This window comes from Bradyrhizobium sp. CIR48 (assembly GCF_014198315.1).
In the GTDB taxonomy this organism is placed as follows: domain Bacteria; phylum Pseudomonadota; class Alphaproteobacteria; order Rhizobiales; family Xanthobacteraceae; genus Bradyrhizobium.
The window spans coordinates 160,110-184,822 of record NZ_JACIHG010000008.1; the positions used below are offsets into that span (position 1 = coordinate 160,110).

The 24,713-nt window shown below is 65.3% G+C and carries 19 protein-coding genes and 1 pseudogene; 8 read left to right on the top strand and 12 right to left on the bottom strand.

All coding sequences use genetic code 11. The features are described 5' to 3' along the window. Positions 1 to 12: 12 nt before the first annotated feature. The 3 genes from GGD66_RS24595 to GGD66_RS24605 form a co-directional block, all read right to left on the bottom strand. Positions 13 to 1,923 carry a propionyl-CoA synthetase gene (locus tag GGD66_RS24595; protein WP_183259233.1) on the bottom strand — a complete coding sequence of 637 codons (1,911 nt, stop codon included), beginning with the start codon at positions 1,921 to 1,923 and terminating at the stop codon, positions 13 to 15. 336 nt (positions 1,924 to 2,259) lie between these two features. Further along, positions 2,260 to 3,645 (bottom strand): tetratricopeptide repeat protein, encoded by a 1,386-nt coding sequence (locus tag GGD66_RS24600; protein ID WP_183259234.1) that lies wholly within the window; start codon positions 3,643 to 3,645, stop codon positions 2,260 to 2,262. A gap of 184 nt (positions 3,646 to 3,829) precedes the next feature. Beyond that, entirely contained in the window at positions 3,830 to 4,594 is a 765-nt protein-coding gene (locus GGD66_RS24605; RefSeq protein ID WP_183259235.1) for a tetratricopeptide repeat protein, read from the bottom strand. A 161-nt stretch (positions 4,595 to 4,755) separates the two neighbouring features. On the opposite strand from GGD66_RS24605, the gene GGD66_RS24610 reads away from it, so the two are divergent. Next, positions 4,756 to 6,300, top strand: a complete 1,545-nt coding sequence (locus GGD66_RS24610) for a sodium:proton antiporter (RefSeq protein WP_312014180.1) — start codon at positions 4,756 to 4,758, stop codon at positions 6,298 to 6,300. A 112-nt stretch (positions 6,301 to 6,412) separates the two neighbouring features. Then, complete coding sequence (locus GGD66_RS24615) at positions 6,413 to 7,183, top strand: hypothetical protein (protein ID WP_092254130.1); 771 nt, start codon at positions 6,413 to 6,415, stop codon at positions 7,181 to 7,183. Between the two features lie 177 nt (positions 7,184 to 7,360). On the opposite strand, the gene GGD66_RS24620 is transcribed toward GGD66_RS24615, so the two are convergent. The 5 genes from GGD66_RS24620 to GGD66_RS24640 all read right to left on the bottom strand — a co-directional run bounded on the left by GGD66_RS24620 (position 7,361) and on the right by GGD66_RS24640 (position 12,520). Continuing rightward, complete coding sequence (locus GGD66_RS24620) at positions 7,361 to 8,167, bottom strand: SDR family NAD(P)-dependent oxidoreductase (RefSeq protein WP_104464937.1); 807 nt, start codon at positions 8,165 to 8,167, stop codon at positions 7,361 to 7,363. Between the two features lie 96 nt (positions 8,168 to 8,263). Beyond that, positions 8,264 to 8,677: a DUF1850 domain-containing protein gene (locus GGD66_RS24625; protein WP_183259237.1), complete on the bottom strand. Its 414-nt coding sequence runs from the start codon at positions 8,675 to 8,677 to the stop codon at positions 8,264 to 8,266. After that, on the bottom strand, positions 8,638 to 10,758 hold the full coding sequence (locus GGD66_RS24630; protein WP_183259238.1) for a TRAP transporter permease: 2,121 nt from the start codon (positions 10,756 to 10,758) through the stop codon (positions 8,638 to 8,640). Before GGD66_RS24630 ends, GGD66_RS24625 begins: the two co-directional genes overlap by 40 nt. A gap of 156 nt (positions 10,759 to 10,914) precedes the next feature. Further along, a complete protein-coding gene (locus GGD66_RS24635) occupies positions 10,915 to 11,862 on the bottom strand; it encodes a TAXI family TRAP transporter solute-binding subunit (protein ID WP_018321299.1) in 948 nt (315 codons plus the stop codon). 178 nt (positions 11,863 to 12,040) lie between these two features. Further along, positions 12,041 to 12,520, bottom strand: coding sequence for a hypothetical protein (locus tag GGD66_RS24640; RefSeq protein ID WP_177237020.1), 480 nt, complete (start codon positions 12,518 to 12,520; stop codon positions 12,041 to 12,043). 194 nt (positions 12,521 to 12,714) lie between these two features. On the opposite strand from GGD66_RS24640, the gene GGD66_RS24645 reads away from it, so the two are divergent. Further along, a complete protein-coding gene (locus GGD66_RS24645; protein ID WP_026202526.1) occupies positions 12,715 to 13,032 on the top strand; it encodes a hypothetical protein in 318 nt (105 codons plus the stop codon). Positions 13,033 to 13,204: 172 nt separating this feature from the next. Here GGD66_RS24645 and GGD66_RS24650 read toward each other — a convergent pair whose 3' ends face one another. After that, positions 13,205 to 14,434: a hypothetical protein gene (locus GGD66_RS24650; protein WP_183259239.1), complete on the bottom strand. Its 1,230-nt coding sequence runs from the start codon at positions 14,432 to 14,434 to the stop codon at positions 13,205 to 13,207. A gap of 56 nt (positions 14,435 to 14,490) precedes the next feature. Next, positions 14,491 to 15,117 (bottom strand): NUDIX hydrolase, encoded by a 627-nt coding sequence (locus tag GGD66_RS24655; protein WP_409362382.1) that lies wholly within the window; start codon positions 15,115 to 15,117, stop codon positions 14,491 to 14,493. A 68-nt stretch (positions 15,118 to 15,185) separates the two neighbouring features. Between GGD66_RS24655 and GGD66_RS24660 the strand changes: the two genes are divergently transcribed. From GGD66_RS24660 to GGD66_RS24680, 5 genes are all read left to right on the top strand, one after another. Then, positions 15,186 to 15,611: a PaaI family thioesterase gene (locus GGD66_RS24660; protein WP_028140718.1), complete on the top strand. Its 426-nt coding sequence runs from the start codon at positions 15,186 to 15,188 to the stop codon at positions 15,609 to 15,611. Between the two features lie 313 nt (positions 15,612 to 15,924). Next, positions 15,925 to 16,935 (top strand): aldo/keto reductase, encoded by a 1,011-nt coding sequence (locus tag GGD66_RS24665; RefSeq protein ID WP_183259241.1) that lies wholly within the window; start codon positions 15,925 to 15,927, stop codon positions 16,933 to 16,935. 15 nt (positions 16,936 to 16,950) lie between these two features. Then, positions 16,951 to 18,264, top strand: a complete 1,314-nt coding sequence (locus tag GGD66_RS24670) for a tetratricopeptide repeat protein (RefSeq protein ID WP_183259242.1) — start codon at positions 16,951 to 16,953, stop codon at positions 18,262 to 18,264. 192 nt (positions 18,265 to 18,456) lie between these two features. Next, complete coding sequence (locus GGD66_RS24675) at positions 18,457 to 19,053, top strand: hypothetical protein (RefSeq protein ID WP_183259243.1); 597 nt, start codon at positions 18,457 to 18,459, stop codon at positions 19,051 to 19,053. A 142-nt stretch (positions 19,054 to 19,195) separates the two neighbouring features. Continuing rightward, positions 19,196 to 21,052 carry a sensor histidine kinase gene (locus GGD66_RS24680; protein WP_183259244.1) on the top strand — a complete coding sequence of 619 codons (1,857 nt, stop codon included), beginning with the start codon at positions 19,196 to 19,198 and terminating at the stop codon, positions 21,050 to 21,052. 35 nt (positions 21,053 to 21,087) lie between these two features. On the opposite strand, the pseudogene GGD66_RS24685 reads toward GGD66_RS24680, so the two are convergent. Next, positions 21,088 to 22,677, bottom strand: a pseudogene (locus GGD66_RS24685) (oleate hydratase); the annotation flags it as partial. A gap of 64 nt (positions 22,678 to 22,741) precedes the next feature. Further along, positions 22,742 to 24,568, bottom strand: coding sequence for a long-chain fatty acid--CoA ligase (locus GGD66_RS24690; RefSeq protein ID WP_183259246.1), 1,827 nt, complete (start codon positions 24,566 to 24,568; stop codon positions 22,742 to 22,744). Between the last annotated feature and the right edge of the window lie 145 nt (positions 24,569 to 24,713).

The window sequence follows — 24,713 nt, forward strand, 5'->3', positions numbered from 1 at the left end:
TGACGCTTCGCGTCACACCCGCCCCTTCAGCGCCTCCCCGATCTCGTCGAGCGTCTTGGGATCCTCGATCGTCGCCGGCATGGTCCAGGACTCGCCGTCGGCGATCTTCTTGATGGTGCCGCGCAGAATCTTGCCGGAGCGCGTCTTGGGCAGGCGGCCGACGGTGATGGCGAGCTTGAAGGCCGCGACCGGGCCGAGCTTGTCGCGCACCAGCGCGACGATCTCCTTCTCGATCTCGGCGGGCGCACGCTTCACGCCGGCCTTGAGCACCAGGAAACCGCAGGGCACCTCGCCCTTGATCGCATCCTTGACGCCAAGCACGGCACATTCGGCAACATCGGGATGCGAGGCCAGGATCTCCTCCATGCCGCCGGTGGAGAGCCGATGGCCGGCGACGTTGATGATGTCGTCAGTGCGGCCCATGACGAAGACATAGCCGTCCTCGTCCTTGTAGCCGGCATCCGAGGTTTTGTAATAGCCGGGGAATTCGCTGAGATAAGCCTCCCTGAAGCGCGCATCCTGATTCCACAGCGTCGGCAGACACCCCGGCGGCATCGGCAGCTTGATGACGATCGAGCCCATGATGTTGGGCCCGACCGGCTTTGCCGCCTCGTCGACCACGTCGACCTGGTAGCCCGGCATCGGCACCGTCGGCGAGCCGTGCTTCACCGGCAGCATGCCGAGCCCGACCGGATTGCCGGCGATGCACCAGCCGGTCTCGGTCTGCCACCAATGGTCGATCACCGGCACCTTCAGCTGCTGCTCCGCCCATTCGACCGTCGGCGGATCGGCACGCTCGCCGGCGAGGAACAGGGTGCGGAATTTCGACAGGTCGTATTGCCGGATGAACTTTCCTTCCGGGTCCTCCTTGCGGATCGCGCGGAACGCGGTCGGCGCGGTGAAGAACGCGACCGCCTTGTGCTCGGCGATCACGCGCCAGAATGCGCCGGCGTCGGGCGTGCCGACCGGCTTGCCCTCATACATGATGGTCGTCGCGCCGTGCAGCAGCGGGCCGTAGACGATGTAGCTGTGGCCGACCACCCAGCCGATGTCGGAGCCGCACCACCACACCTCGCCGGGCTTGACGCCGTAGAGGTTGAACATCGACCATTTCACCGCGACGAGATGGCCGCCATTGTCGCGCACGACGCCCTTCGGGATGCCCGTCGTTCCCGAGGTGTAGAGGATGTAGAGCGGATCGGTCGCGGCAACAGCCGCGCATGCGGCCTTCTTGCCGTCGTTCATCGCCTTGCGGCGCAGGCTCGCCCAATCGTAGTCCCGCCCCGGGGTCAGGTCGCAAGTGAGCTGCGGACGTTGCAGCACGATGCAGGCCTTCGGCTTGCTGCCGGCAAGCCTGATCGCCTCGTCAAGCAGCGGTTTGTACTGCACGATGCGGCCGGGCTCGATGCCGCAGCTTGCGGAGAGAATGAGTTTCGGCTGCGCATCGTCGATGCGGGTGGCAAGCTCCTTCGCGGCAAAGCCGCCGAACACCACGGAGTGCACCGCACCGATCCGCGCGCAGGCGAGCATGGCGACCACGGCCTCCGGCACCATCGGCATATAAAGGATGACGCGATCGCCCTTGGCGACGCCGAAATCCTGCATGATGGCGGCGAGCGCCTGCACCTCGTTCAGCAGTTCGGCATACGTGAATTTGGTGACGCTGCCCGCCAGCGGGGAATCATGGATCAGCGCGACCTGGTCAGCGCGGCCGCCTTCGACATGGCGGTCGAGCGCGTTGTAGCAGGTATTGACGACGCCCCCCGTGAACCAGCGGCCATAGGTTCCCTGCGAGGGGTCGAAGATCAATTTGGGCGGCTCGATCCAGTCGATCTCCTTCGCCGCCTCGGCCCAGAAGCCTTCGGGGTCGGCCAGCGAGCGGGCATGGACCTCGTCGTAATTGCTCTTGCCCTGGATGTTCATTCCCGCGCTCCCGTTACCTTTATCAGCCTGACCTTGAACCTTGCGGCAGGACGGGTTGTCCCGCCATGACCCGGATCAAGTGCCAGCCTTGTTTGAGAGGTATTTTCCCGGGAACGGGCTGCGGTTCAAGCTGAAAAGGATGGGCCTCGTCGAAGCGACAAGCGAGCCGTGGAGATCGAGGCAAACTAGCGCGACAGCATAGGTGGGCTCTCTCCCCCTTGTGGGGGAGAGCCGGAGAGGGGGGTAGCCACGAACTCCGCTCCGAGTTCGTGGCTACCCCCCTCCCTAACCCTCCCCCACAAGGGGGGAGGGAACGTCTTGTGGGCGTGGCAACGACTAGCTCTCCATCGCGTTCAGCTTCTGCAACCGGTCCTGCATGACCTTCCTCAGATCATAGCCCGGCCGGCCGAAGCTGACGTTGCGGAGGCTAAGGAAATCGCGCTGGGTCTTGCGCAGCTCGCCGGCCGAGCGCTTGCCCGCCGACTTCAGCACGCGCTCGTAGGTCTCGGCGATCTGGCGGTCGAGCACGCCCAGCTGCGGATCGGCGCAGATCACCTTCTCGACCTCGCGCCTGGCCGTCGCGCATTCGAAGGACGGACCATTGCCGGACGCCGCATTCAGCGCCCGCGGCGGCTCACCGCCGAATTTCGCGATCTCCGCGATCGTGCTGCGGCGGCCGTTGGCAGCATTCTCGTTACCGGGATCGAGCTTGAGCGCCGTCTCGTAATCGGCCAGCGCCTTCGTGCGCTCGCCCATCTTCTTGTAGAGCACGGCGCGGTTGTTGTAGGTCTGCGCGAAATTCGGATCGAGCTTCAGCGCAGCGTCGTAGTCGCTGAGCGCCGCTCCGAACTCACCCTTGGACTGATAGGAATCGCCACGGTTGGTGAAGAAGTTCGGCCGGGGCGCCAGGCGCAGCGCCTGGTCGTAATCGGCGATCGCCTTGTCGTACTCTTTCATGGCGGCATAGGTGAGCCCGCGATTGTCAAAATATTCGGGCACCTTCGGATCGAGCCTGATCGCCTCGCCGTCGTCGGCCACTGCCTTGTCGAGCTGGCCGAGCTTCTTGTATGCCGCGCCGCGGTTGGTGTAGGTGCGCGGACGGTTGGGATCGAGCCGCAGCGCCTCGCTGAGATCCTTGATCGCCTTCTCGTTGTCGCCGCCGAGATAGTAGTTCACGCCGCGGTCGGACCATGCCTGTGCATCATCCGGCTTCAGCTTGATCGCCTGGTCGTAATCGGCGAGCGCACGGTCAAGCCTGCGCTGGGTGGTGTACACGACACCGCGCAGCTCGTAAGCCTCCGCATCGTGCGGATCGAGCTCGATCGCCTTGCTCAGATCCGCCGCCGCGCGGTTGAGATCGCCGCCGGCCTCGCGCAAGAGGTCGCCGCGCAGGCGCCAGGCCCTTGCATTCTTGCCGTCTATTGCGATGGCGCGGTCGATGTCCCGCAGGGCTTGGGTGAGGCCGCCCGAAGTCCGCGCATTGGCGTCGGCACGAACCAGCAGCGCCGCGGCGCGGTCGGACGCGGGGCTTGCGCTCTGGTCGATGATGACGGTGCAGGCCGGGATCAGCTCCGCGGGAGCAGCCTTGCTGCCCATCACGCAATCGGTGCCCGCCGAGGCAGGGGCTGCAAGGACGAGGCTCATCGCCGCCCCGAGAAGAAGGGCGCGAAGCGAGGTTTTGGGAAGCGAAGGCGCTTGCGCGGAAGAATGCGTGCCGCACATGGCATAGGGCTCCGTGGCGTCGGGTTCTCACCGTTGTCGCGGCAGAAAGAGGGTGGGTTCAAATCGGGCCTGTCAGGGACGCACGGGCCCGTGTACTCCCTCGCCCCGTTCTTACGGGAGAGGGTGGGGTGAGGGTGACGCAAATTCCGGCCTCTTCCCGTACGCGGGGAAAGGCGAAGAATCGTCAATGCCCGTCCACGCCATTCAGTCGCTGCAGTCGCTCCTGCATCGCCTTCTTCAGATCGTATCCTGGCCGGCCGTACCCTGCATTGCGGCGGGCGATAAACTCGTCCTGCTCGCGCTGGAGGTTCTTTGCTTCCGCCGGATTGCGCGCCTCCCGGATCACCCGGGCATTGGAGGCAAAGATCTCGCGGTCGAGATCGGCGAGCTCGCGGTTGCCGCAGATCGCCTTCTCCACGGCACGGGCCGCACGCCTGCAATTGAAGCTGGGCTTGCCGGCGACCGCCATCTGCGCGCCGATCCGCTCCAGCTCGCGCGCCATCGCCTTGTGATTGGCCTTGGCCTTCTCGTGGTTCGGGTCGATCTTCAGCGCCGCGCCGAAATCCTGCACCGCCTTGGGCTTGTCGCCCTTCTTCAGCCAGAGCTCGCCGCGCGCATTCCAGATGTCCGCGAGCCCGGGGTCGAGCAAAAGTGCGCGGCTGTCGTCGGCGATGGCGCGGTCGACCTGATCGTGCCGCGCATAGAGCGCCGCGCGCGCGATCAGTGCCTTGATCAGATCGCCCTTCGCCGTCTTCTCATTGTCGATCACGGCGGCACAGGCCGTGGCGGCCTTGTCCATGTCGTCCGCCGCGGTCGCCGCGAGGCATGAGGCGACATCGACCTGTATCACCGCAGCCGGCTCACCGCCGGTCGCAGCCCGGGCGGCATTGAGCGACAGCGCGCAAAACAATACGGCACCTGACGATTGAATGAGTTTTCGAAAACGCATGCTCGTTGCTGTCGGACGTCTGCTTTCGGTCTTGCCCTGAGCCTTGCCTTAAGTCTTGCCTTAAGTCTTGCCTTAAGTCTTGCCTCGCGGCCGTACTATCCGTCATACGGCCGGATTGGTGCTAGCTTGTGGCGCCGCGCAAACCGGCTTCGGGGATCATCGTGTCGACATTCGAATGGATCATCGCGCTTCTGCTCGGCGCCGTTGCCTTATCGGCGCTGGCGCGGCGGATCAAGGTCCCCTACCCGACCTTTCTCGCCATCGGCGGCGCGCTCATCGCCTTCGTGCCGTCCAGCCCGTCCTGGACACTGGAGCCGGACCTGGCCTTGGCGCTTTTTGTCGCACCGGTGCTGCTCGATGCCGCCTTCGACACCTCGCTGCGCGATCTGCGCAACAATTGGGTTCCGGTCTCGACCCTGGTCGTCGCCGCGGTCGGCCTGACCACGGCCGGCGTCGCCTTCGTCGCGCACCGGCTGATGCCCGATATGCCGTGGGCCGCCGCGGTCGCGCTCGGCGCCATCGTGGCGCCGCCCGATGCGGCCGCTGCGGTCGCGATCCTGAGCCAGGTCAAGCTGCCCCACCGCATGGTGAAAGTCCTGGAGGGCGAAAGCCTGCTCAACGACGCGAGTGCGCTTCTGATCTACCGCATCGCGGTCGGTGCCATCGCCACCGAGCATCTGACATGGAGCCAGGTCGCGCCGACGATGGCGCTGGCACTGGTCGGCAGCGTCGTCGCCGGCCTGCTCGCGGGCTACATCATCCCGCTGCTCCTGGAGCGGGTCAAGGAAGCACCGAGCGCGATCATCGTGCAATTCGCCACAACCTTCATGGTCTGGATCGCCGCGGAGCATCTCGGCCTGTCCGGCATTCTCACCATCGTCGTCTACGCCATCACCATGGCGCGTACGGCGGGGGCGCGCATGCCGGCACGTTTGCGGGTGCCGTCTTATGCGGTGTGGGAAACCATGGTGTTCGTGCTCAACGTGCTCGCCTTCATGCTGATCGGCATGCAGATGCGGCCGATCTGGACGCGGCTCGATGCGGACGTGCGCTGGGAATATTGCGTGGCCGCGGCCTGGATCCTGCTGACGGTGATCCTGGTGCGCCTCGCCTGGGTGACGTTCTATCGCACGACCCTGCGAGTGCTGGTCGCGCAGGGGATCTATCATCCGAACGATCCCAGGGCCGTCGCCTCGCCCAAAGGCGGCCTCATCATCTCCTGGTGCGGCATGCGCGGCCTCGTCACGCTCGCCACCGCTTTCGCCTTGCCGGAGAACTTCCCGTATCGCGACTTCATCGTCTTCATCGCCTTTGCGGTGGTGCTGGGATCGCTGGTGATCCAGGGCCTGACGCTGCGGCCGCTGATCCTGGCGTTCGGCCTCAGGGACGACGATCCCGTCGGCACCGAGGTTGCGCGCGCTCGCGCCGTCGCCTATCGCGCCGCGCTCGATGCGATCGAGAGCGATCCCTCGGAGGAGGCGGAGATCCTGCGGCTCGAATATCGCGCCATCCTGATGCAGGCCGGGAGCGATCCCAACGGCGGCATCGCCAATGGCGAGCTGCCCGCCGATCCCCTGCGCCGCCGCGCCATCGCGGCCGCGCGCAAATCGATCTTCGACCTCCGCGCCACCGAAGTGATCGGCGACGATGCCTTCCACCGGCTCGAAGAGGAGCTCGATCGCGCAGAATTGAGCGCGGGGGGATGAGGCTAGCGGAAGCTACAAACTCCGGTGTCGTCCCGGACAAGCGCGCTTAGATCGAGCTTGTCCGGTACGACGACGGTTTGAACCAAACCCCACCTTCCCAGACTCATTCCTGATGACGACTCTGACCGACGACCGTCGTGTACGCGCGCGAGATGCGTCGCCTGCGCGATATTTTTATCTGCATATGGCCCTGGCCTGCGCGGCCACCGCATTTCTCGGCTTCGCACCGACCTATTGGGTTCCGCTCGCCAACCGGACGCTGTCCGCAAGCCCCGTCATTCACTTTCACGGACTGTTGTTCTTCACCTGGTCTGTCTATTTCGTGCTTCAGACCTGGCTCGCGGCCTCGGGGCGCGTGGTCAATCACCGTTCACTCGGCATCGCCGGCGTGTCGCTCGCCACCGCGATGACGATCTTCGGCTTCCTCGCCTCCGTGCACGTGATGCAGCACTCCGCCGCGCTCGGGCAGAAAGAGGCCGGCATCGGCTTCTCGATCGTGCCGATGAGCGGGATTGCGTTCTTCGCCATCGTGTTCGTGCTGGGGATCGTGAACACGCGCAGGCCCGAGATTCACAAGCGCCTGATGCTGCTCGCCGCGGTCTCGATCCTCGATGCCGCGATCGCGCGCTGGTTCCTGACGTTCCTGGCGCCTCCGGGACCGCCCGGCCCGCCGCCGGTGCCGGTGACGATCGCGCCGGCCGTCGTCGCATCGCTTCTGCTCGTCGTCGCCATGGTGCGCGACTGGCGCAGCGAAGGCCGCGTGCATCCGGTCTACATCTACGGCACACTGGCCCTGCTGGCGGTGAAGGTCCTGAACTGGCCGATCAGCGAGAGCGCCGCGTGGCATTCGTTCGCCGGCGGAATTCTGGCACTGGCGCAGTAGGCGCTTTAGCCGCAACATCCATGTAACCCCGTCACCCTGAGGTGGCCGCTTCTTCAGCGGCCCTCGAAGGGCGACGGCCCGGCTGCAGCGGGGCCGCTCATCCTTCGAGGCTCCCGGCGCGATGCTTTTGCATCGCGCCACTCGCACCTCAGGATGACGGGGCTAGCCGGAATAAAATCACGCCCCCGCCTTGCACGTGATCCCGCCATCGACCACGAGCTCGATCCCCGTCACATATTTCGACTCGTCGGACGCCAGGAACAGCGCGGCGTTGGCGACGTCGAAGGCATCGCCCATGTGACCCATCGGCACCTGCGCATCGCGCGCGCGCCACATCGCCTCGACATCGCCCTTGGCGTAGCTGGCGGCAAGGCCGGCAGAGTGTTCGACCATCGGCGTCTTCATCAGGCCGGGCAGGATCGCGTTGACGCGCACATGGTGGCGCGCAAACTCGATCGCGGTGGTGCGCGTCATCTGGTTCATCGCCGCCTTCGAGGTGCCGTAGGTGACGTAGGAGATGCCCATGTGGCGGATCGAAGCGATCGAGGAGATGTTGATGATGGAGCCGCCGCCCTGTTTCACCATGACAGGGATGACATGCTTCATGGCGAAATAGGCGCTCTTGAGGTTGACGCTGAAGACGCGGTCCCAGCTCTCTTCGGTCACCTCGACCACGCTGCCCATCTCGGCGATGCCGACATTGTTGTCGAGCACGTCGATGCGGCCATAGGCCTTCAGGCACGCCGCCACCATCGCCTCGATCTCGGCAGACCGGGACACGTCGGCCGTGAACGCCGTCGCCTTGCCGCCTTCGCCGGTGATGATCTTCGCGGTCTCCTCCGCGGCAGCACCGTTACGGTCGACGCAAAACACCTGCGCGCCCTCGCGCGCAAAGGTCACGGCGGTCGCCTTGCCGTTGCCCCAGCCGGGTCCGATCGAGCCGGCGCCCACCACCATCGCAACCTTGCCCTTGAGCCGATCCATCGTGTGTCTCCTTTATTGTTGTTCTTGTTGTAGCCCGGATGGAGCGTAAGCGTAATCCGGGGCCACTGTCCCGGATTACGCTGCGCTCCATCCGGGCTACGGATCGTTGCAAATCTTCATCGTGGTGACGTTAGCACCAATGGGATGCCCGACAATCTCCGACAGCGTCTGGCATTGCCCATCATGGCACAGCCGCCATTCGCCGGCCGCGCCCGAATTGCCGAGCACGACTTCCTGCATCGGTGCCTGCGCGGGCTGCCACTGAAACCAGCCGTCGATCAGCCGCGCCTCGGGCGGCGGCTCCATGCCGGGGCCGGTGCCCTTGACGCGGGCCTGCACCAGTTCGAGACCGGCGGGGGTGACGCGCCAATCCTCCTGCCAGTCGACTTTCGCGATCGAATGCGTCCATGCAAGCGTGAACGCGGACAGCGCCAGCGCCTTCACGCCGAAAGCCGTTGCGAAGCAGAGGCTCACGCCGCCTCGACCGTTACAGGCGGGCGCTGCCGCCATTGCCACAGCACGACCCCCGCGGCGAGCACGAAGCCGGCGGTGTCGCTGAACGCGAATTCGCCGAGCAGGCAGAATGCAGCGCCGAGTGCGACCAGGCGCTCGATCAACGTCAGCCGCGTGAACAGGAAGCCGATCGCCACCATGCCGAACAGGCCGATCGCCACCAATGCCTTCAGGCTCGCCAGCGCCACCGCACCGTAGAAGCCGAGCTTTGCCGCCATGGGGTCGCCGGCCTGGAGCATCAGGGCTGGCGAGTAGACGAAGATGAACGGAATGACATAGCCGGCGAGCGCGATGCGCATCGCCTCCCAGCCGATCTTGTCCGGGTTCTCCTTGGCGATCGGCGCCGCCGCGAGCGCGGCGAGCGCCACCGGCGGCGAGAGGTCGGCCATGATGCCGTAGTAGAACGCGAACATGTGGCTCGCGATCAAGGGCACCCCTAACTTGGCCAGCGCCGGCGCGGCAAGCGCGGCGGTGATGATGTAGGTCGGGATGGTCGGGATGCCGGTGCCGAGCAGGATCGACAGCAGCATGGTCATGATCAGCGCCAGGAACAGGCTCTTCTCGCCGAGACCGATCACCCAGCCGCCGAAGATGGTGCCGACGCCGGTCTGCGACATCATGCCGATGATGACGCCGACGATGGCGCAGGCCATGCCGACGGTGATCGCGGATTTGGCGCTCTCGGCCAGCGCATCGCGGCAGGCGCGCAACGCCGCAAAGCCGCCGCGCACGAAGGCGGTGATCACGATCAATCCGACCACGACGCTGGCGACCGGCACGATCTTGAGGCCGTCACGCGAGAGCGCGGCGACGACGAGCGCAAGGCCGATCCAGAAGATGGTGCGGATCACATTCGAGGAGGCGCCGGTGGTGATGGCGGTGCCGAGAATCAACGCCACCGTCAGCGCGAGGCCCATGCTGCCGGCATAGAGCGGCGTAAAACCCTCGAACAGCATGTAGACGAGGGCGGCAAGCGGCAGCACGAGGTACCAGCGCGTCACCAGCGCCCTCCAGGCGCTCGGGATCTCCGAGCGCTTCATGCCGACGAGGCCGTGCTTGCCGGCCTCCAGATGCACCATCCAGAAGGCGGACGCGAAATAGAGGATGGCGGGAATCGCGGCCGCCTTGACGATCTCGGAATATTGCACGCCGAGCGTCTCGGCCATGATGAAGGCGACCGCGCCCATCACCGGGGGCATGATCTGCCCGCCCATCGAGGCCGTGGCCTCGACGCCGGCGGCGAAGGCGCGGCGATAGCCGAACCGGATCATCAAGGGAATCGTGAACTGGCCAACGGTCACGACATTGGCGACGCCCGAGCCGGAGATCGTGCCCATCATGCCCGAGGCGAACACCGCGACTTTCGCAGGTCCCCCGCGGGTGCGGCCGAACAGGCCGAGCGAAACGTCGGTGAACAGCTGGATCATGCCGGCTCGCTCCAGGAACGAGCCGAACAGGATGAACAGGAAGATGTAGGTCGCCGACACGTAGATCGGCACGCCGTAAAAACCTTCGGTGCCGAACGACAGATGCGTGATGATCTGGTCGAAGTCGTAGCCGCGATGATTGAGCGGCGACGGCAGGTACTGGCCGAAGAACCAGTAGACGAGGCACGCGCCGCACATCAGCGGCAGCGCCGCGCCCATCAGGCGCCGCGTGCCCTCGAAGATCAGCACCGCCAGCACCGTGCCGACCACGAGATCAAGCCGCGTCGGATCGCCGTCGCGCGCGATCAGGTCGGCGTAGAAGATCCACTGGTAGAGCCCGCACAGGAAGCCGGCGCCGCCGATCACCCAGCCGAGCGCGCGGCCGGCGTTGCTCTTCGCGGTGAAATTGGCGATCAGGCCGAAGGTGAGCAGGACGAGGAAGCCGACATGGACGCCGCGCACCACCTGGCTCGGCAGATAGTTGAAGGCGGCGACATAGAGCTGGAAGGTGGCGAAGGCGATGCCGATCCAATAGGCGAGCTGTCCCCACCAGCGAGGGCCGAAACCTTCCGGGAAACCGTGCTCGAAATTGTCGAACTCGACCTTGACCTTGTCGGGCGCCGTCGCCGTGCCCTCTGCCTTTTCCAGCATCTTATTCGTCCTCAGCCCTGTGGCTTATAACATCGAGGCATTGCTCACCACACCGTCATGGCCGGGCTTGTCCCGGCCATCCACGTCTTACGGTGTCTCCAAGAACGTGGATGCCCGGGACAAGCCCGGGCATGACGTTCGCGGATAGAGCGCGTCTTACTTGATCAGCCCTTTTTCCTTGTAATAGCGGATCGCGCCGGGGTGCAGCGGAACCGGGCTGCCGCTGGCCGCGGTCTCGAGCTTGATCTCCTTGCCGGCCGCATGCGCGTTCTGCAATTCCGGCAGCGATTCGAAGACCAGCTTGGTCATCTGATAGGCGAGATCGTCCGATACGGCGGAGCTCGTGACGAGATAGTTGATCACGGCCGCCGTCGGCACGTCCTTGTCCTGGCCGGTATAGGTGTTGGCCGGAATGATCGCGGAGACGAAGGGCGGGCCGATCTTGTCGACGGTTTCCTTCGGCACCGAAACCACCGTGATCGGGCTCGAGGTCGACAGATCCTTCAGCGAGGCGACGCCGAGGCCGGCCGATTGCAGCGTGGCGTTGAGCTGGCGGTTCTTCATGAGGTCGACGGATTCGGCGAACGGCAGATATTCGACCTTGCCGAGGTCCTTGTAGCTCATGCCGGCGGCGGCCAGGATCGCACGCGAATTCAGCTCGGTGCCCGACTTCGGCGCGCCGACAGAGAGGCTCTTGCCCTTGAGGTCGGCCAGCGTCTTGATGCCGGACTCGGTGGTCGCGACGATCTGGATGTAGTTCGGATAGATCGCGCCGATGGTCCTGAGCTTGTCGAGCTTGGTCTTGAAGCCCGCTTCCTCCTCGCCGTCCCAGGCGGCCTTGAGCGAATCGCCCAGCGTGAACGCCAGCTCGCCGCGGCCCTGCTGCAGCAGGATCAAATTCTCGACCGACGCCTTGGTGGCCTGCACCTGCGTCTTCACGTTCGGAATCTTGTCGCCATAGATCTTCCCGATCGCGACCCCGAGCGGATAATAGACGCCGGAGGTGCCGCCGGTCAGCACGTTGATGAAGGATTGCGCCTGCGCGCAAGGTGCCGACGCCGCCAGAGCAAGAGCCGCGGCCGCGCCGAAAATGGTCCGTTTCATGGTTGTTGTTCTCCCCAAACCGGCGGCGAAATTGGCCGGATGAGGGATGCGGGTCAACCCATCCAAAAGACAAAACAGGACTGCGGTAAACGGCCGATCCGGCTGGGTTTTTGGGAACCTGTGGGTGCGGCGAGGTGGCGCAGCCGTAGTCCGGAGCGGCGCCATCGCCATCGACGTTTCACTGGAACGTCATGTCCAGGCACTTGGAGATGTCGGAACCGAGGCCGGAGGAGATGATGATGCAGCCGCGCACCTTCTGCGCGCTGACATCGGCCGCCCACACCGAATAGCCGCCGGGGCCGAAGAACGAGTTGGTGTTCGGCGGCTCGGTCTCGGTCGCGTCGAAATCATACTTCCCATCGGTCTCGAAGATGCGCGGCTTCTTGATGCAGCCACCGTCGGTCTGGACGTTGATGACCTCCTTGTTGTCGCGGGTCAGCGCCAGCGAGACCTGGCAGCGGAAATATTCCGAGGTCTTGGTGTTGAACAGATAGGTGTAGGACTTGCAGGTCGCCGTGTTCAGCTTGCCCGGGGCAAGGCCGCGGCTGCACGAAATGCGCTGGTTGTGGCTGAGCTGATAATCATCGGCCCGGGCTGCCGGCGCCAACGCCGTCAACGACAATACAGCAGCCCAGCAAAGTTTAATCACATGGCGCATCCGAATCATCCCCACCAATAATTTTGTCGAGTTGCGTTCTAGACGGAAAGCGGAACATAGTCGCGAGGGGACGAAGGGAAAATCACAAACTGCTGGGCAAGACGTGATGCGCTGCGGCGCTTTCGCAAATTGACCCGGATACGCCGTTCGTGATTTGTTCAAGCCGGGTACCCCAGCGACGGGGAGGATGGATGATGGCATTTTCAACCAAGACATTTGCACTTGTTTCGGCTGCACTCGTAACGGTGCTCGGCGCATTCGCCGCGCCCGCATGCGCACAAACCCCGGCAACGCCGTGGGAGCTCAAGCCCGACACGGGCTACGCCTATGACAGGGAGGGCAAGACCTTTTCCTACAAGATGGGCACCAGCAACGCCGGCGAGCTCTTGAAGGGCGCCAAGAAGGTCCCGAAGGGCACGCTGTTCTTCATCGGCCATAACGGCCAGCTCTACATGCGCAGCGGCCCCTATCTGGAAGGCGACGGCAAGTTCAAGTTCGGCCCGGATCAGTAGGAGCGGCGGCTCTCGCCACGAACGAAGCTGCCGTAGGGTGGGCAAAGGCGCGTTAGTGCCGTGCCCACCATCTCTCCCTATCGCAAAAGGTGCGTGGGCACGCTTCCGCCGCCGCTCTTCGAGCTATGGCGGACAGGTCGCTTTGCCCACCCTGCGGCAGCTCGCCAGCTCCCTAAAACGCCCCCGCCAATTCCCTTGCGCCGGGTTTGCTGCTGTTCGAATCCATCCGATCGTCCGTCACCGCCAGCAGCTTGGCCACCGTGTTGTGGCGGATCGCGACCGGGTTGCGCTCGTAGCCGCCGCGCTGGAAGAAGTTCGAGGTCGGCACCTGCTCGCGCATCGCCTGCGGCATCGTCACCATGTCGAGCCCGGTGCCGTCGCCGGTGAGGTTCATCATCTCGAGCTCTGCCGCGGTCAGCGGACGGGTGTAGCCCTTGGCGCGGGCGAACAGCACCGAGGTCAGGAGCTTGTGGGTCTGCAGCATCGGACCGACGTCGATGTCGAGCACCATCGCGTGCATGGCCCAGCCCTGCGCGGTGTTGCCGATCTTCTCGTGCTCCGACCAGGTGTCGGGCACCGACTTCGCATGCGCCACCATTTTCTTCAGCACGACGAGCTTGTGCTCGAGCGACTGGCGCGCCGATCCTGATGTCCGCGCCACCTTCTCGGAGAGCGCGCGAATGAGTTCGTGGCCCTGCTCGGCCAGCAGCTCGACGCTGTTGGTGGTCAGGAGCTGGTTGTAGCCCATCGCGGTCGAGATCGCGCGCTTGCCGCCATGCTCGATTCCCGCCTGCACGTCGTGGCTGCCGGTGCCGCCGGTCTCGAACGAATAGACCCGTACGGCCTGCTCGCGCGTCAGCCCGGAGGCGAGCGCATAGCGCGCATAGGCGCGCTTGAATTCGATCTCGCTCGCCGGGCGCTGCGGTGTGAACTGGTAGAGCTCCTGCGCCGCGCGCAGGAAATCGGCAACCACGGGAATCGGTTTTCTGGGGGGGCGGTCCGGCGTTTCCTCCGGCTCCGGATTCACCGGCTTCTTCGGCCCGTTATAGAGCGGCGGATGCTCCAGCACGTAGTCGTCGAGCGTCACCTGCTGCCCGCTGCGCCGCTTGGCATTGCGGCCTTTCCGCTTCTCGGAGATTTGGCTCCAATAGGCGCCAGCCTCGGCGTCGAAGGCCGCGCGCGCCGCCTGATATTCTGCGAGCTTGCGGCGATATTCGAGCACCGCCGGGGACACGCCGCCTTGCGCGAAGAATTGCGACAGCAACTGGGCGTTGGCATCGCGGACGGCAGGCGGCAGCGCGTCGATCTCGCCGCCACGCGCGGCGGGCGCGAGCAGGACGAGTGCGAGTGGAACCAGCGCAAGGCAATTTCGAGAGAGGCTGTTTCGAATCGAATGATGCATGCTGCCCTCTTAGCAGGCATCCGGTAACCGTCACGTTAACGCGCCGTTTACCATCGTCACTTCCAGGCGAACACCGGTTGTTCCAGCTCCGCCACGCGGGTGTGCCGGCCCGCAAGCACCTCGCGGAACTGGTAGATCAGGGCCGCGGTCGGCGCGTGGATCAGGCTTTCCTGATGATGGAAACGGATCACGCGGCGCGCGCTTTCGGGGATGGCGACGAAATCGAAGGCGTCGTCGCGCTCGATGGTGTCGAGCGCAATGCGATGGACCGAAGCCACCTCGTCCGGGTTCGGCCTGATCGCGGCACTGTCGGCGGCCCAGACCACGACGGGCGTGATCAGATAGCCGGAGCGGGTCGGGTAATCGTCGAGCGTACCGAGCACCTGCGCGCCGGTGAGGCGAAGGCCAAGCTCCTCGTCGAGCTCGCGCAGCGTCGCCTCGACCGGCGTCTCGCCGGCATCGCAGCGGCCGCCCGGCAGCGCCCATTGGCCGCGATGGGCGCGCAGATGCGATGCGCGCAGCGTGAGCAGGAATGCGGTGTCATCGCCCTCGCTCGCGGTCAGCACAACTGACACCGCGGCACGCTTCAGCGTCGTCGGCACTTCACCCGCCGGCAGCCGCATGAAGGCCGCGCAGGCATTCGCGATATTCCGCCGTGTGGCATCATCGAACGGTCTCATGATGCTTGACTACACCACGTCCGGCCTCGATGAAACGGGATCGCAAGGCCCGCACCGGAATGGACGACGAGATGACCAACAAGGCCGCCGCAAGGCTGAAATCAGACGGCTGGAGCATCCTGGAGACCACGGGCTTCATGCACCTGATCGGCCCCCTGTGGGAGCGCAAGGTCGACGGTCATTACGAATTCGCGCTCGCGACCGAGGACAAGCACCACAATCGTCGCGGCATGGTCCAGGGCGGCGTGATGATGACCTTTGCCGACCGCACCTGCGGCATGACCGCCCGCTATGTCTCCGGCAAGGAGTTCATGGCCACGGTGCAGCTCGACACCCATTTCGTCGAGGCCGGCCAGATCGGCGACATCCTGATCTCCCGCCCGCGCGTCGTGCGCTCGACGCGCAGCCTGATCTTCATGAGCACGGAAGTGACGGTGGATGGTCGCTGCATCGTGATGGCGAATGGCGTGTTCAAAATCTTGAAGGGGCCGGGGTAGCGCGCCGTCGGGCCGCCCCCGCAGCCCTCCACACACTCCGCCGTCGTCGCCCGGCTTGACCAGGCGACCCAGTACGCCGCAGCCTCTCGGCTCAACCATAGCCGTCTCTGGAATACTGGATCGCCCGATCAAGTCGGGCGATGACAGTTGTGAGGATGGCGGGCAGTTTCCGCCACGCGTCATTGCGACGAGCTCTTGCGACGAAGCAATCCAGCATCTATCCGCGGACGCATCTCTGGATTGCTTCGCTGCGCTCGCAATGACGACTGTAGCTGGCTATGCTGATCTCCATAAAGAAATCGAGGACCCGCCCATGCAATACCGTCAGCTCGGCCGCAGCGGCCTGAAAGTGTCGCCGATCTGTCTGGGCACCATGATGTTCGGCGGCCCCACCGATGAAGCCACGTCAAAGCGGATCATCGACAAAGCGCATGGCGCCGGCATCAACTTCATCGACACCGCCGACGCTTACTCGAAGGGCGGCTCCGAGGAGGTCGTCGGCCGCGCGATCGCGGGCAACCGTCACGCCTGGGTGCTCGCCACCAAACTCGCCAACCCCATGGGCGACGATCCCAACCGCAGCGGGCTGTCACGGCGCTGGGTACTGCAGGCCGTAGACGAAAGCTTAGCGCGGCTCGGCACCGACCACATCGACATCTACTATCTGCACAAGGAAGACCATTCGACACCGCTGGAAGAGACGGTGCGCGCGATGGGCGATTTGATCCGCGTCGGCAAGGTGCGCTATTTCGGCGTCTCGAACTACCGCGCCTGGCGGGTCGCCGAGATCTGCAACATCTGCGACCGTCTCGGCATCGACCGTCCCGCGGTGAGCCAGCCCTATTACAATGCGATGAATCGCATGCCCGAGGTCGAGCACTTTCCGGCCTGCTCCTATTACGGTCTCGGCATCGTGCCCTACAGCCCGCTGGCGCGCGGCGTGCTCACCGGCAAGTACAAGCCCGATTCCGCCCCGGACAAGGAGACGCGCGCCGGCCGCAACGACACCCGCATGATGCAGACCGAATGGCGGCCGGAATCGCTCCAGCTTGCGCAGGAGATCAAGACTCACGCCGAGAAAAAGGGCATCACCGCCGGCCAGTTCGCGGTTGCCTGGGTACTCAACTCCGCCTTCGTCTCCTCGATCGTCGCAGGTCCCCGCACCGAGGAGCAATGGGACGGCTACATCAGCGCGCTCGACTACCGCTTCACTGGGGATGACGAGGCGCTGATCGACCGGCTGGTCGTGCCGGGCCACCCCTCGACGCCGGGCTACAACGATCCCGCCTACCCGATCGAAGGCCGCCGCGCGCGGACGGCGTGAAACCGGGAGACGACGATGGCGCTCGAAGACCGCTACGGCCTGCCGCTCTCCACCACATCCGATGCGGCTGCATCCGCCTATCGCGAAGGCGTCGATCTCATGCTCGCGGGCTGGACCGGCATGGCGGAGATGCTGGAGCGCGCGATTGCGACTGATCCGGATTTCGCGCTTCCCCATATCGCCCGCGCCCGCGTGCACGCCTTCTACCAGCAGGGCGATCTGGCACGGCAAAAAGCGGCGCTAGCACGCGAGCTGGTCGCAAAGCGCGGCACCGAGCGCGAGCGCTCGCATGTCGAGACGCTGGCGCGGGCGATCGAAGGCCGGCTGCTAGAAGCCATCGCGTCGACGCTGAGGCATATCGAGAGCTGGCCGCGCGATGCACTGGTGCTGTCGCTGCCGCTCGGCGCGTTCGGCCTGTTCGCCTTCTCCGGCATGGCCGACCACGACCGCGCCCGGCACGAGCTGTGCGAGCCGCTTGCGCAGCATTATGGCGAGGATTGGTGGTTCCTGACCATGGCCGGCTGGGCGATGACCGAGAACGGCGACGTCGCACGCGGTCGCGCCATGACCGAGCGCGGCTTCAATTTACGCCGTCAGAATGCCCACGCCGCACACGCGGTGCTGCATGCAATGTTTGAGGACGGCTCGATCGAGGCGGCCGACCGCCTCGTCGACGACTGGATCCCCTCTTACGACCGCGCCGGAATTCTGCACGGCCATATCAGCTGGCACCAGGCGCTCGGCGCGCTCGAGCATGGCGATGCGGCTCGCGCGCTCGCGATCTATGCCGACGTGCTTCAGCCATCAGTCACGCAGGCGCCGCCGCTCAACGTCATCACCGATGCCGCCTCGCTGCTGTGGCGCCTGTCGGCTTACGGCCATTCCGTGCCGAGGGAGCTGTGGCTCGACGCCGACGCCAGCGCGCAAAAGCTGTTTCCGAAGTCGAGCCTGTCTTTCGCCGACATCCACATGGCGCTGTTCGCGGCAGCGACGCAGAATCACGCGGCGCTCACCACGCGCCTTGCGGCCATCGAGCAGCGCCTCGCCGAGGGCAAGCTGCCGGCCGGCCCCGTGGTGCCGGCGATCTTCCGCGCGCTGGCGGCCTTTGCGGATGAGGATTACGCCTCATGCGCGCAAACGCTGGCGCCGGTCCTCGGCGAGGTCGTACGGATCGGCGGCAGCCATGCCCAGCGCGAGCTGGTCGAGGACACCTACATCGTCGCCCTGATGCGCAGCGGCGAGCTGGCCCGCGCCCGCGCCGTGCTGGACGCCCGCCTGCACCGCCGACCCTCACTTCGCGATGCGCGCTGGCAGGCGGCAATGGCCTGAGTTCCGCCACGAAAAAAACACCGGCCTGACGGCAAGTGCCTGCGGGACGGTTTGGGCGATGTGGACGCCGTCGGGGGTGGCGCGGTGGTATTCCTTACGGGACTTGCAGGACAAACGGGATCGCAACCAATTTGCGGTTCGATCGTTATGGTGCGGAACCCGACCGTGGTTCCCTGGCACGTGAGCCTTCCGATGCGCCTCTGCCGACCGCTTCTGGCCGCCACGCTAGTCTTCGCCGCGCCCCTTGCCGCGTTGGCAAGCCCTTGTTTTGCCGAAACTTCCAAGCCGATCCCGGTCAACAACCCGCCGGCGCCGCAGAATGCCTTCATCGACCTGCTGGCGCTGATGTCCGGCCACTGCAAGACCTTCAAGGTTGCCGGGCGCACCTTCGCCTGCAAGACGGTGGCCTACGCCCACGGCGACAAGGGCCGGGTCAATTTCGCGGTCGCGGTCGACGATCCCTCCGACGACAGCCACGTCGTGTCGTTCTCCGGCGAGAACGGCAAGCGCGCCGACGACAATTCCTACGAGCTGCCGATCGACCGCATGCTGCTCAACTCCAAGGACCGGCCCAGGGTCGACGGCCTGCCGGTGCCGGCCGAGCAGACCTCCACCGGCCTCTGCCGCCAGACCGGCAATTTCGCCGCCAGGAAGGTGACCGACGTCACTTGCTCAGCCACCGACAGTGAGGGCCGGCGATATGAACTGCTGTTCGTCTCCGACGGTACGCCGGTGAGCGTGCGCCGCATCCGGCAATCGCTGCCCTCGATCCAGGACCCGTTCAAGTAGCGGCACTTCGTCTCGCCTGCTGTGTCAGCGAAGTGAAAGCGCATCCTTCCGTTTGAAACTCCAGGTCCGGCTTGTATGCTCTCGCGCGCGTCCTCACCGAGGAAGCCCGATTGCAACTGGAGGCGGGGCCGAGAGCCCGGCAATGCGTATGATCACCGGGCTCATGCGCATCCTGTTCATCTTCCTCCTCGCAAGCCTGTCGCGTGAATGCATCGCGGCCGACGGCAAGCGGCAGCGTTCGATCCTGGTTCTGGAAGAGGCTGATTTTCGCTCACCCTTCTATTCCGAGATATTTGCCGGCATCCGCGCCGTCGCAAAGCCGAACGGGACGAGTCACACGGTGACGTACGGCGAGAGCCTCGATCTCGCCCGCTTCCCGGGACCGGACTACGAAGAGAGCCTGGTCGGTCACTTCAAGACCAAATATGCGCGGCAGCCGATCGACGTCATCGTTTCGATCGGAGTTTCATCGGCGAAATTCCTTCGGAAGCGCAAGCAGGAGATCTGGCCAGATGCGCCGGTCGTCTACGGCTTCGTGCCCGATCTGCCCGAGACGCGCGCGCTGTTCCTGCCCAACACGACGACCGTCTTCACACGGGTGAGACCGGCGCAGCTGCTGACCGCAGCCCGCGCTGTCGTTCCCGACCTCAACCGGGTCGTTCTCGTCGGCGAGGCCTGGAAGAATCCGCTGACATACGGACACTGGAAGCAGGACTTCGCGGCGGCAATGCCCGACCTCGAAGTCACCGATCTGTCGGGCGCGGTGCTGCGCGAGGTCCGCGCTCACGTCGCGTCCCTGCCCGCCCGCTCCGCGATCTTGACCTCGGCGATGTATTCCGACGGCGAAGGCACCTATTATTCCCCGGCCGCCGCGCTCGCACGCATCGCCGAGAGCGCCAACCGCCCGATCATCATCACGTCCGATACGTTCCTCGGACGCTCGGGCGTGGGCGGCTTCCTGCTGCTGCCCGAAATGATCGGACGGGAAGCCGGCGAGGTCGCCATGCGGATTCTCGGCGGCGAGGCCCCGTCGAGCATCGTCCCCTTCGGCGGGAATAACGTGAAGCCGATCTTCGACTGGCGGGAGCTGAAACGCTGGAACGTGGACGAGGCCCATCTGCCTCCCGGCAGCGAGGTGCGTTTCCGTGAACCAACCTTCTGGGAGAGGTATCACTGGCACGCCACCATTGTCGCCAGTGTCGTTCTGGTGCAGGCGCTGATGATCGCCATTCTGCTGCGCGAGCGCCGCTTGCGCTTCGTGGCCGAGGTCGAGGCGCGGCAACGCATGTCGGAACTCGCCCACATGAATCGCCGCGCCACCGCGGGTGAGATGTCCGCCTCGCTCGCCCACGAGCTGAACCAGCCGCTCGCCGCCATCCTGATCAATGCCGAGACGGCCCAGCAGATCTTGCGGAATCCGGCGCCCGACCTCGGCGAGATCGGGGACTTATTGGACCACATTCGCCGGGACGATCAGCGGGCCGCCGACGTCATCAGCCGGCTGCGCTCGTTTCTGAAGCGAGACCCGACCGAACGGCGCGAGCTCGATCTCAATGCGATGGTTGGCGAGGTGTTTCGATTCCTCTCCGTGCAGGCCCTGACCCACGACGTCGAACTCATGACCGAACCCTCATCCGCGGATATCCGCGTTAAGGGCGATAAGGTTCAGCTCCAGCAGGCCATCCTGAATCTCGTCGTGAACGGCATCGATGCCGTGGCGCATCTCCCGGACAAGCGGCGCCGCGTCATCGGCCGAACCAGTCTTGCCGACGGTAATGTGGCCCTCGTCTCGGTCGCCGATGCCGGCGACGGGATCCTGGCGGAGAAGATGACGGAGATCTTCGAGCCGTTCTTCACGACCAAGACCCAAGGCATGGGCATCGGCCTCTCGATCGCCCATACCATCGTCGAGGCGCATGGCGGGCGCATCTGGGCAGAGAACGCGCCGTCAGGGGGCGCCGTCTTTCACGTTAGCCTGCCGCTGGCAGCGTTGCGATAGCTCCTATCGCAGGCGCCAGCGACGCTGGCCAGCCGTCACGCGAACGCCTTTTCCAGCGTCGCGAAGATCACCGCGAGCGATTTGTCGTGACGCGTGACCGGCGGTACCGGGCGATCGATCTTCATGAGCTGATAGACCGCCATCTGCGCCGCGCGCACCGAATATTCGACCGTGAACACGACGTCGTCGGGGATTTCGACGAACTGGCTGACGAAAGCGAGGTTGACCGAATTCTTCGGCACCGGCAGCGGCCGGTCGGCCAGATTGCGCGGCATGAACATGCTGGTGATGTAGGGCATGCGGCAGGGAACGCAGATCGCATCCGCGAACACGCTCGAATCGAAATTCAAATGGCCGCACAGCTCCTTCAGGATCTCCGCGCCGCCGCAATCGGACATCGGCTTGGCAACGAAATTGCCGACGCGGTCGGGATGTAGCGCATAGCCCCAGAACACCTGCACATTCTTCGGCTGTCCGGCGAAATGCGGCTGGTGATAGAGCACGACCGACATCAGCCAGTTGGAATCCTTGAACGTGACGAGGCCGCCGGTGCCCGCCCGGTTGCCGGAGAACGCCTCCATCTTCTCGAAGAAGAGTGGATCGCGGCAGGTGACGGTGAAGGACAGCCAATAGGATTCGGGGATCGAGCTGTTGAACGCGGCGGGATTGCCGAATTCGGGACGCTCCTTCGCGATCGTCTCCCACAGCGCCCACCCCTGGCTGTCTTTCTTGGTCAGATGCGGCGGCGGCTCGGTCATGGTGCCGAGGCTCGAGGCGTCCGTCATCGAGCCGTTCTGGAAAAACACGAGATCGCCGTCCTCGAGCCGAACGTTGGCGATGCGGCCGTCGCGATCGAGCACGAGCTGGCGCACCCGCAACCGTCCGTCCACGCTCTCGATCGCCATGTCGGTGACGCGGGTGCCGCGCACGAATTGCACGCCCTGCCGCTTCAGCCAGTCGGCAAGCGGCCGCACGATCGCATCATATTGATTGTAGACGGTGCGCTTGACGCCGGCGAGCGTCTCGATGCGCGGAAATTCGTTCATGAAGCGGTGCAGATAGCGCTTCAGCTCGACCGCACTGTGCCAGGGCTGGAACGCGAAGGTGGTCTGCCACATGTACCAGAAATTGGACTCGAAGAATTTTGGCGAGAGCCAGTCGGTGATGCGGCTGTTGCCGAGCGTCTCCTCCGAAGCCTCGGTGAGCCGCAACAGCTCGAGCCGGTCGCGCGCGGAAAAGCCCATATGCGAGACGTCGACCTTGAAACGGTTGCGATCGACCAGCCGCGCCTGCGAGTGCGCCGGGTTCTCCAGGTTGAACGCGATGGTCTCGTCGCGCACGCTGCGGCCGGGATGCTCGAGCGAAGGGATGCTGGAGAGCAGATCCCAGGTGCATTCGTAATGGTCGGTGGTCAGCATGCGTCCGCCGCGCAGCGAATAGGCGCCGTTCGCGAGCAGCGCGCCGTCGAGGCTGCCGCCGACCAGCGGCTGCGCCTCGTAGATCACGATGTCGCGCCCGGCCTGTTGCGCGTCGCGGATCAGGAACGCCGCGCCCGCGAGCGACCCAATGCCACCGCCGATGAAATACGCCTTCATGACTTGCCTCGACTGCCGTTCGAATTCACGAGCGACATTGCATTGCGAGGCAGCGGCCGAAGTTGCGCTGGATCAAGCGGGGGAGGAGACGAAATCACGTCGGCGTTATCGCCGCGGGCTTCTTCGCATAGACGTGTTCGATCTCGTCTGCGAAGCGGCGTTCGAGTGCGGGCCGCTTGTTCTTCAGTGTCGGCGTGAGCAGGCCGCTCGCGATGGTCCACGGATCCAGCGTCCACCACACCGCGCGCGGTGTCGCGTAGGACGGATAGGCCTTCACGGCCGCGGCGATCCTGGCCAGCAGGGCGGCCCGTTCCGCCGCGCCGCCTTGCTTGCCGCTGGCAGCTAACCGTTCCTTCTCCTGCACCCAGGCCTTGGCATTCAGCACGACCAGCGCGGTAAGGAACGGCCGCTGCTCGCCGACCACCAGCGCCTGCTCGAACAGGGGATCGGCGAGGATCGCGGTCTCCAGATCCACCGGCGCGATCTTCTCGCCGGTCGACGTGACCAGGATGTCCTTGATGCGGCCGGTGATGGTGATACGCCCGTTCTCAATGCGGGCCTGGTCGCCGGTGTGCAGCCAGCCGTCGGCGTCCTTGACGCGGCGCGTCTCGTCCGGCTTGTGCCAATAGCCGAGCATCACACTGGGGCCGCGCACCAACAATTCGTCGTTCTCGCCTAGCCTCGCCTCGACGCCGTCGAGGACGTGGCCGACCGAGTGCGGATCATTGTCATCGATGGTGTTGACCGACACCACCGGCGAGGTCTCCGTCATGCCGTAGCCCTGGAGGACGTCGAGCCCGAGCGCGAGAAACAGGCGAATGACGGGCTGCGCGATCGGCGCCCCGCCCGAGACCGCGACGCGCAGGCGGCCGCCGAGCCGCGCCAGCACCTTATCGGCGACGAGCCGCTTGAGCAGCGGCCAGGCCAGCCGGTCCAGCAGCGACGGCACGCCATGCCGCTGCCGTGCATCGAAACGGCGCCCGCCGACGGCTATGGTGAGGTCGAGCAGCGCGCGTTCGATACTTCCAGCTGATGCGCGATGCTGCATGATCAGCGCGTAGATGCGCTCGTAGATCCGCGGCACCGAGATCAGCACCGTCGGCCGCACACGCTTCAGGTCCTCCGAGAGTTGCGGCACCGAGCGGGCATAGGCGACGCAGGCGCCGGCCGCGATCGGATAATAATAGCCGCCGGTGCGCTCGAAGGTGTGCGAGAGCGGCAGGAAGGACAGGAAGACGTCGTGCGGTTCGGCGGCGATGCGATGCGCGATCGCCTTCACATTGGCGACGACATTGCCGTGCGACAGCATCACGCCCTTCGGCCGCCCGGTCGTGCCCGAGGTGTAGACGATGGCGGCGAGATCGTCCGGCTGGATCACGACATCGGGCAGCGGCGCGGTCGCGCCGGCTGCTTGTGCGAGCCAGTGGTCGAGCCCGACGATGCGCGCGTCCGGCGTGATGAGCCCGCCTGCGTCCGCGCAGACGACGCGCTTGAGATGGTCGAGCGGCTGGCCGGTCGCCACGATCGCCTGCCAGCGCTCCAGTGTATCGACGAACAGGAGCAGCGCACCGGAATCGACGAGGACGTAGGCGATGCTGTCGGGGTTGTCGACGGCATGCATCGGCACCGGCACGAGGCCGCGCGACAGCGCGGCCTGGTCCATGGCGATATGCGCAATGCCGTTCGGCATCAGGATGGCGACACGCTCGCCCGGCGCGAACTCCTCCGCGGCGAGCGCGCGCCGCCACAGCTCGAATCCCGCATCGATCTCGCGCCAGGACTGGCTGACCCAGCGCTGCGCGGTCGCATCGAAATGGCGGTAAGCCTCCGCCGCCGGCGTCGCCTTGACGCGCCAGCGCAGCAGCTGCGGCAGCGTCCTGATCCCGGCAAGTCCGTCCGGTTGACTCGTCGGCCCCGGCATGGCGTCCTCTCGCATCTCATCGATTCCCAACCATTTGGTGCCTCGACACTAGGCCGGCCAGCCCTTGCCGCTTTGATCCTCAGCAAGGCGGCCATGCAAGGACGCGTTCCTCGCGGCGCTCTCCGAACGCCACGGCTTTCCCAAT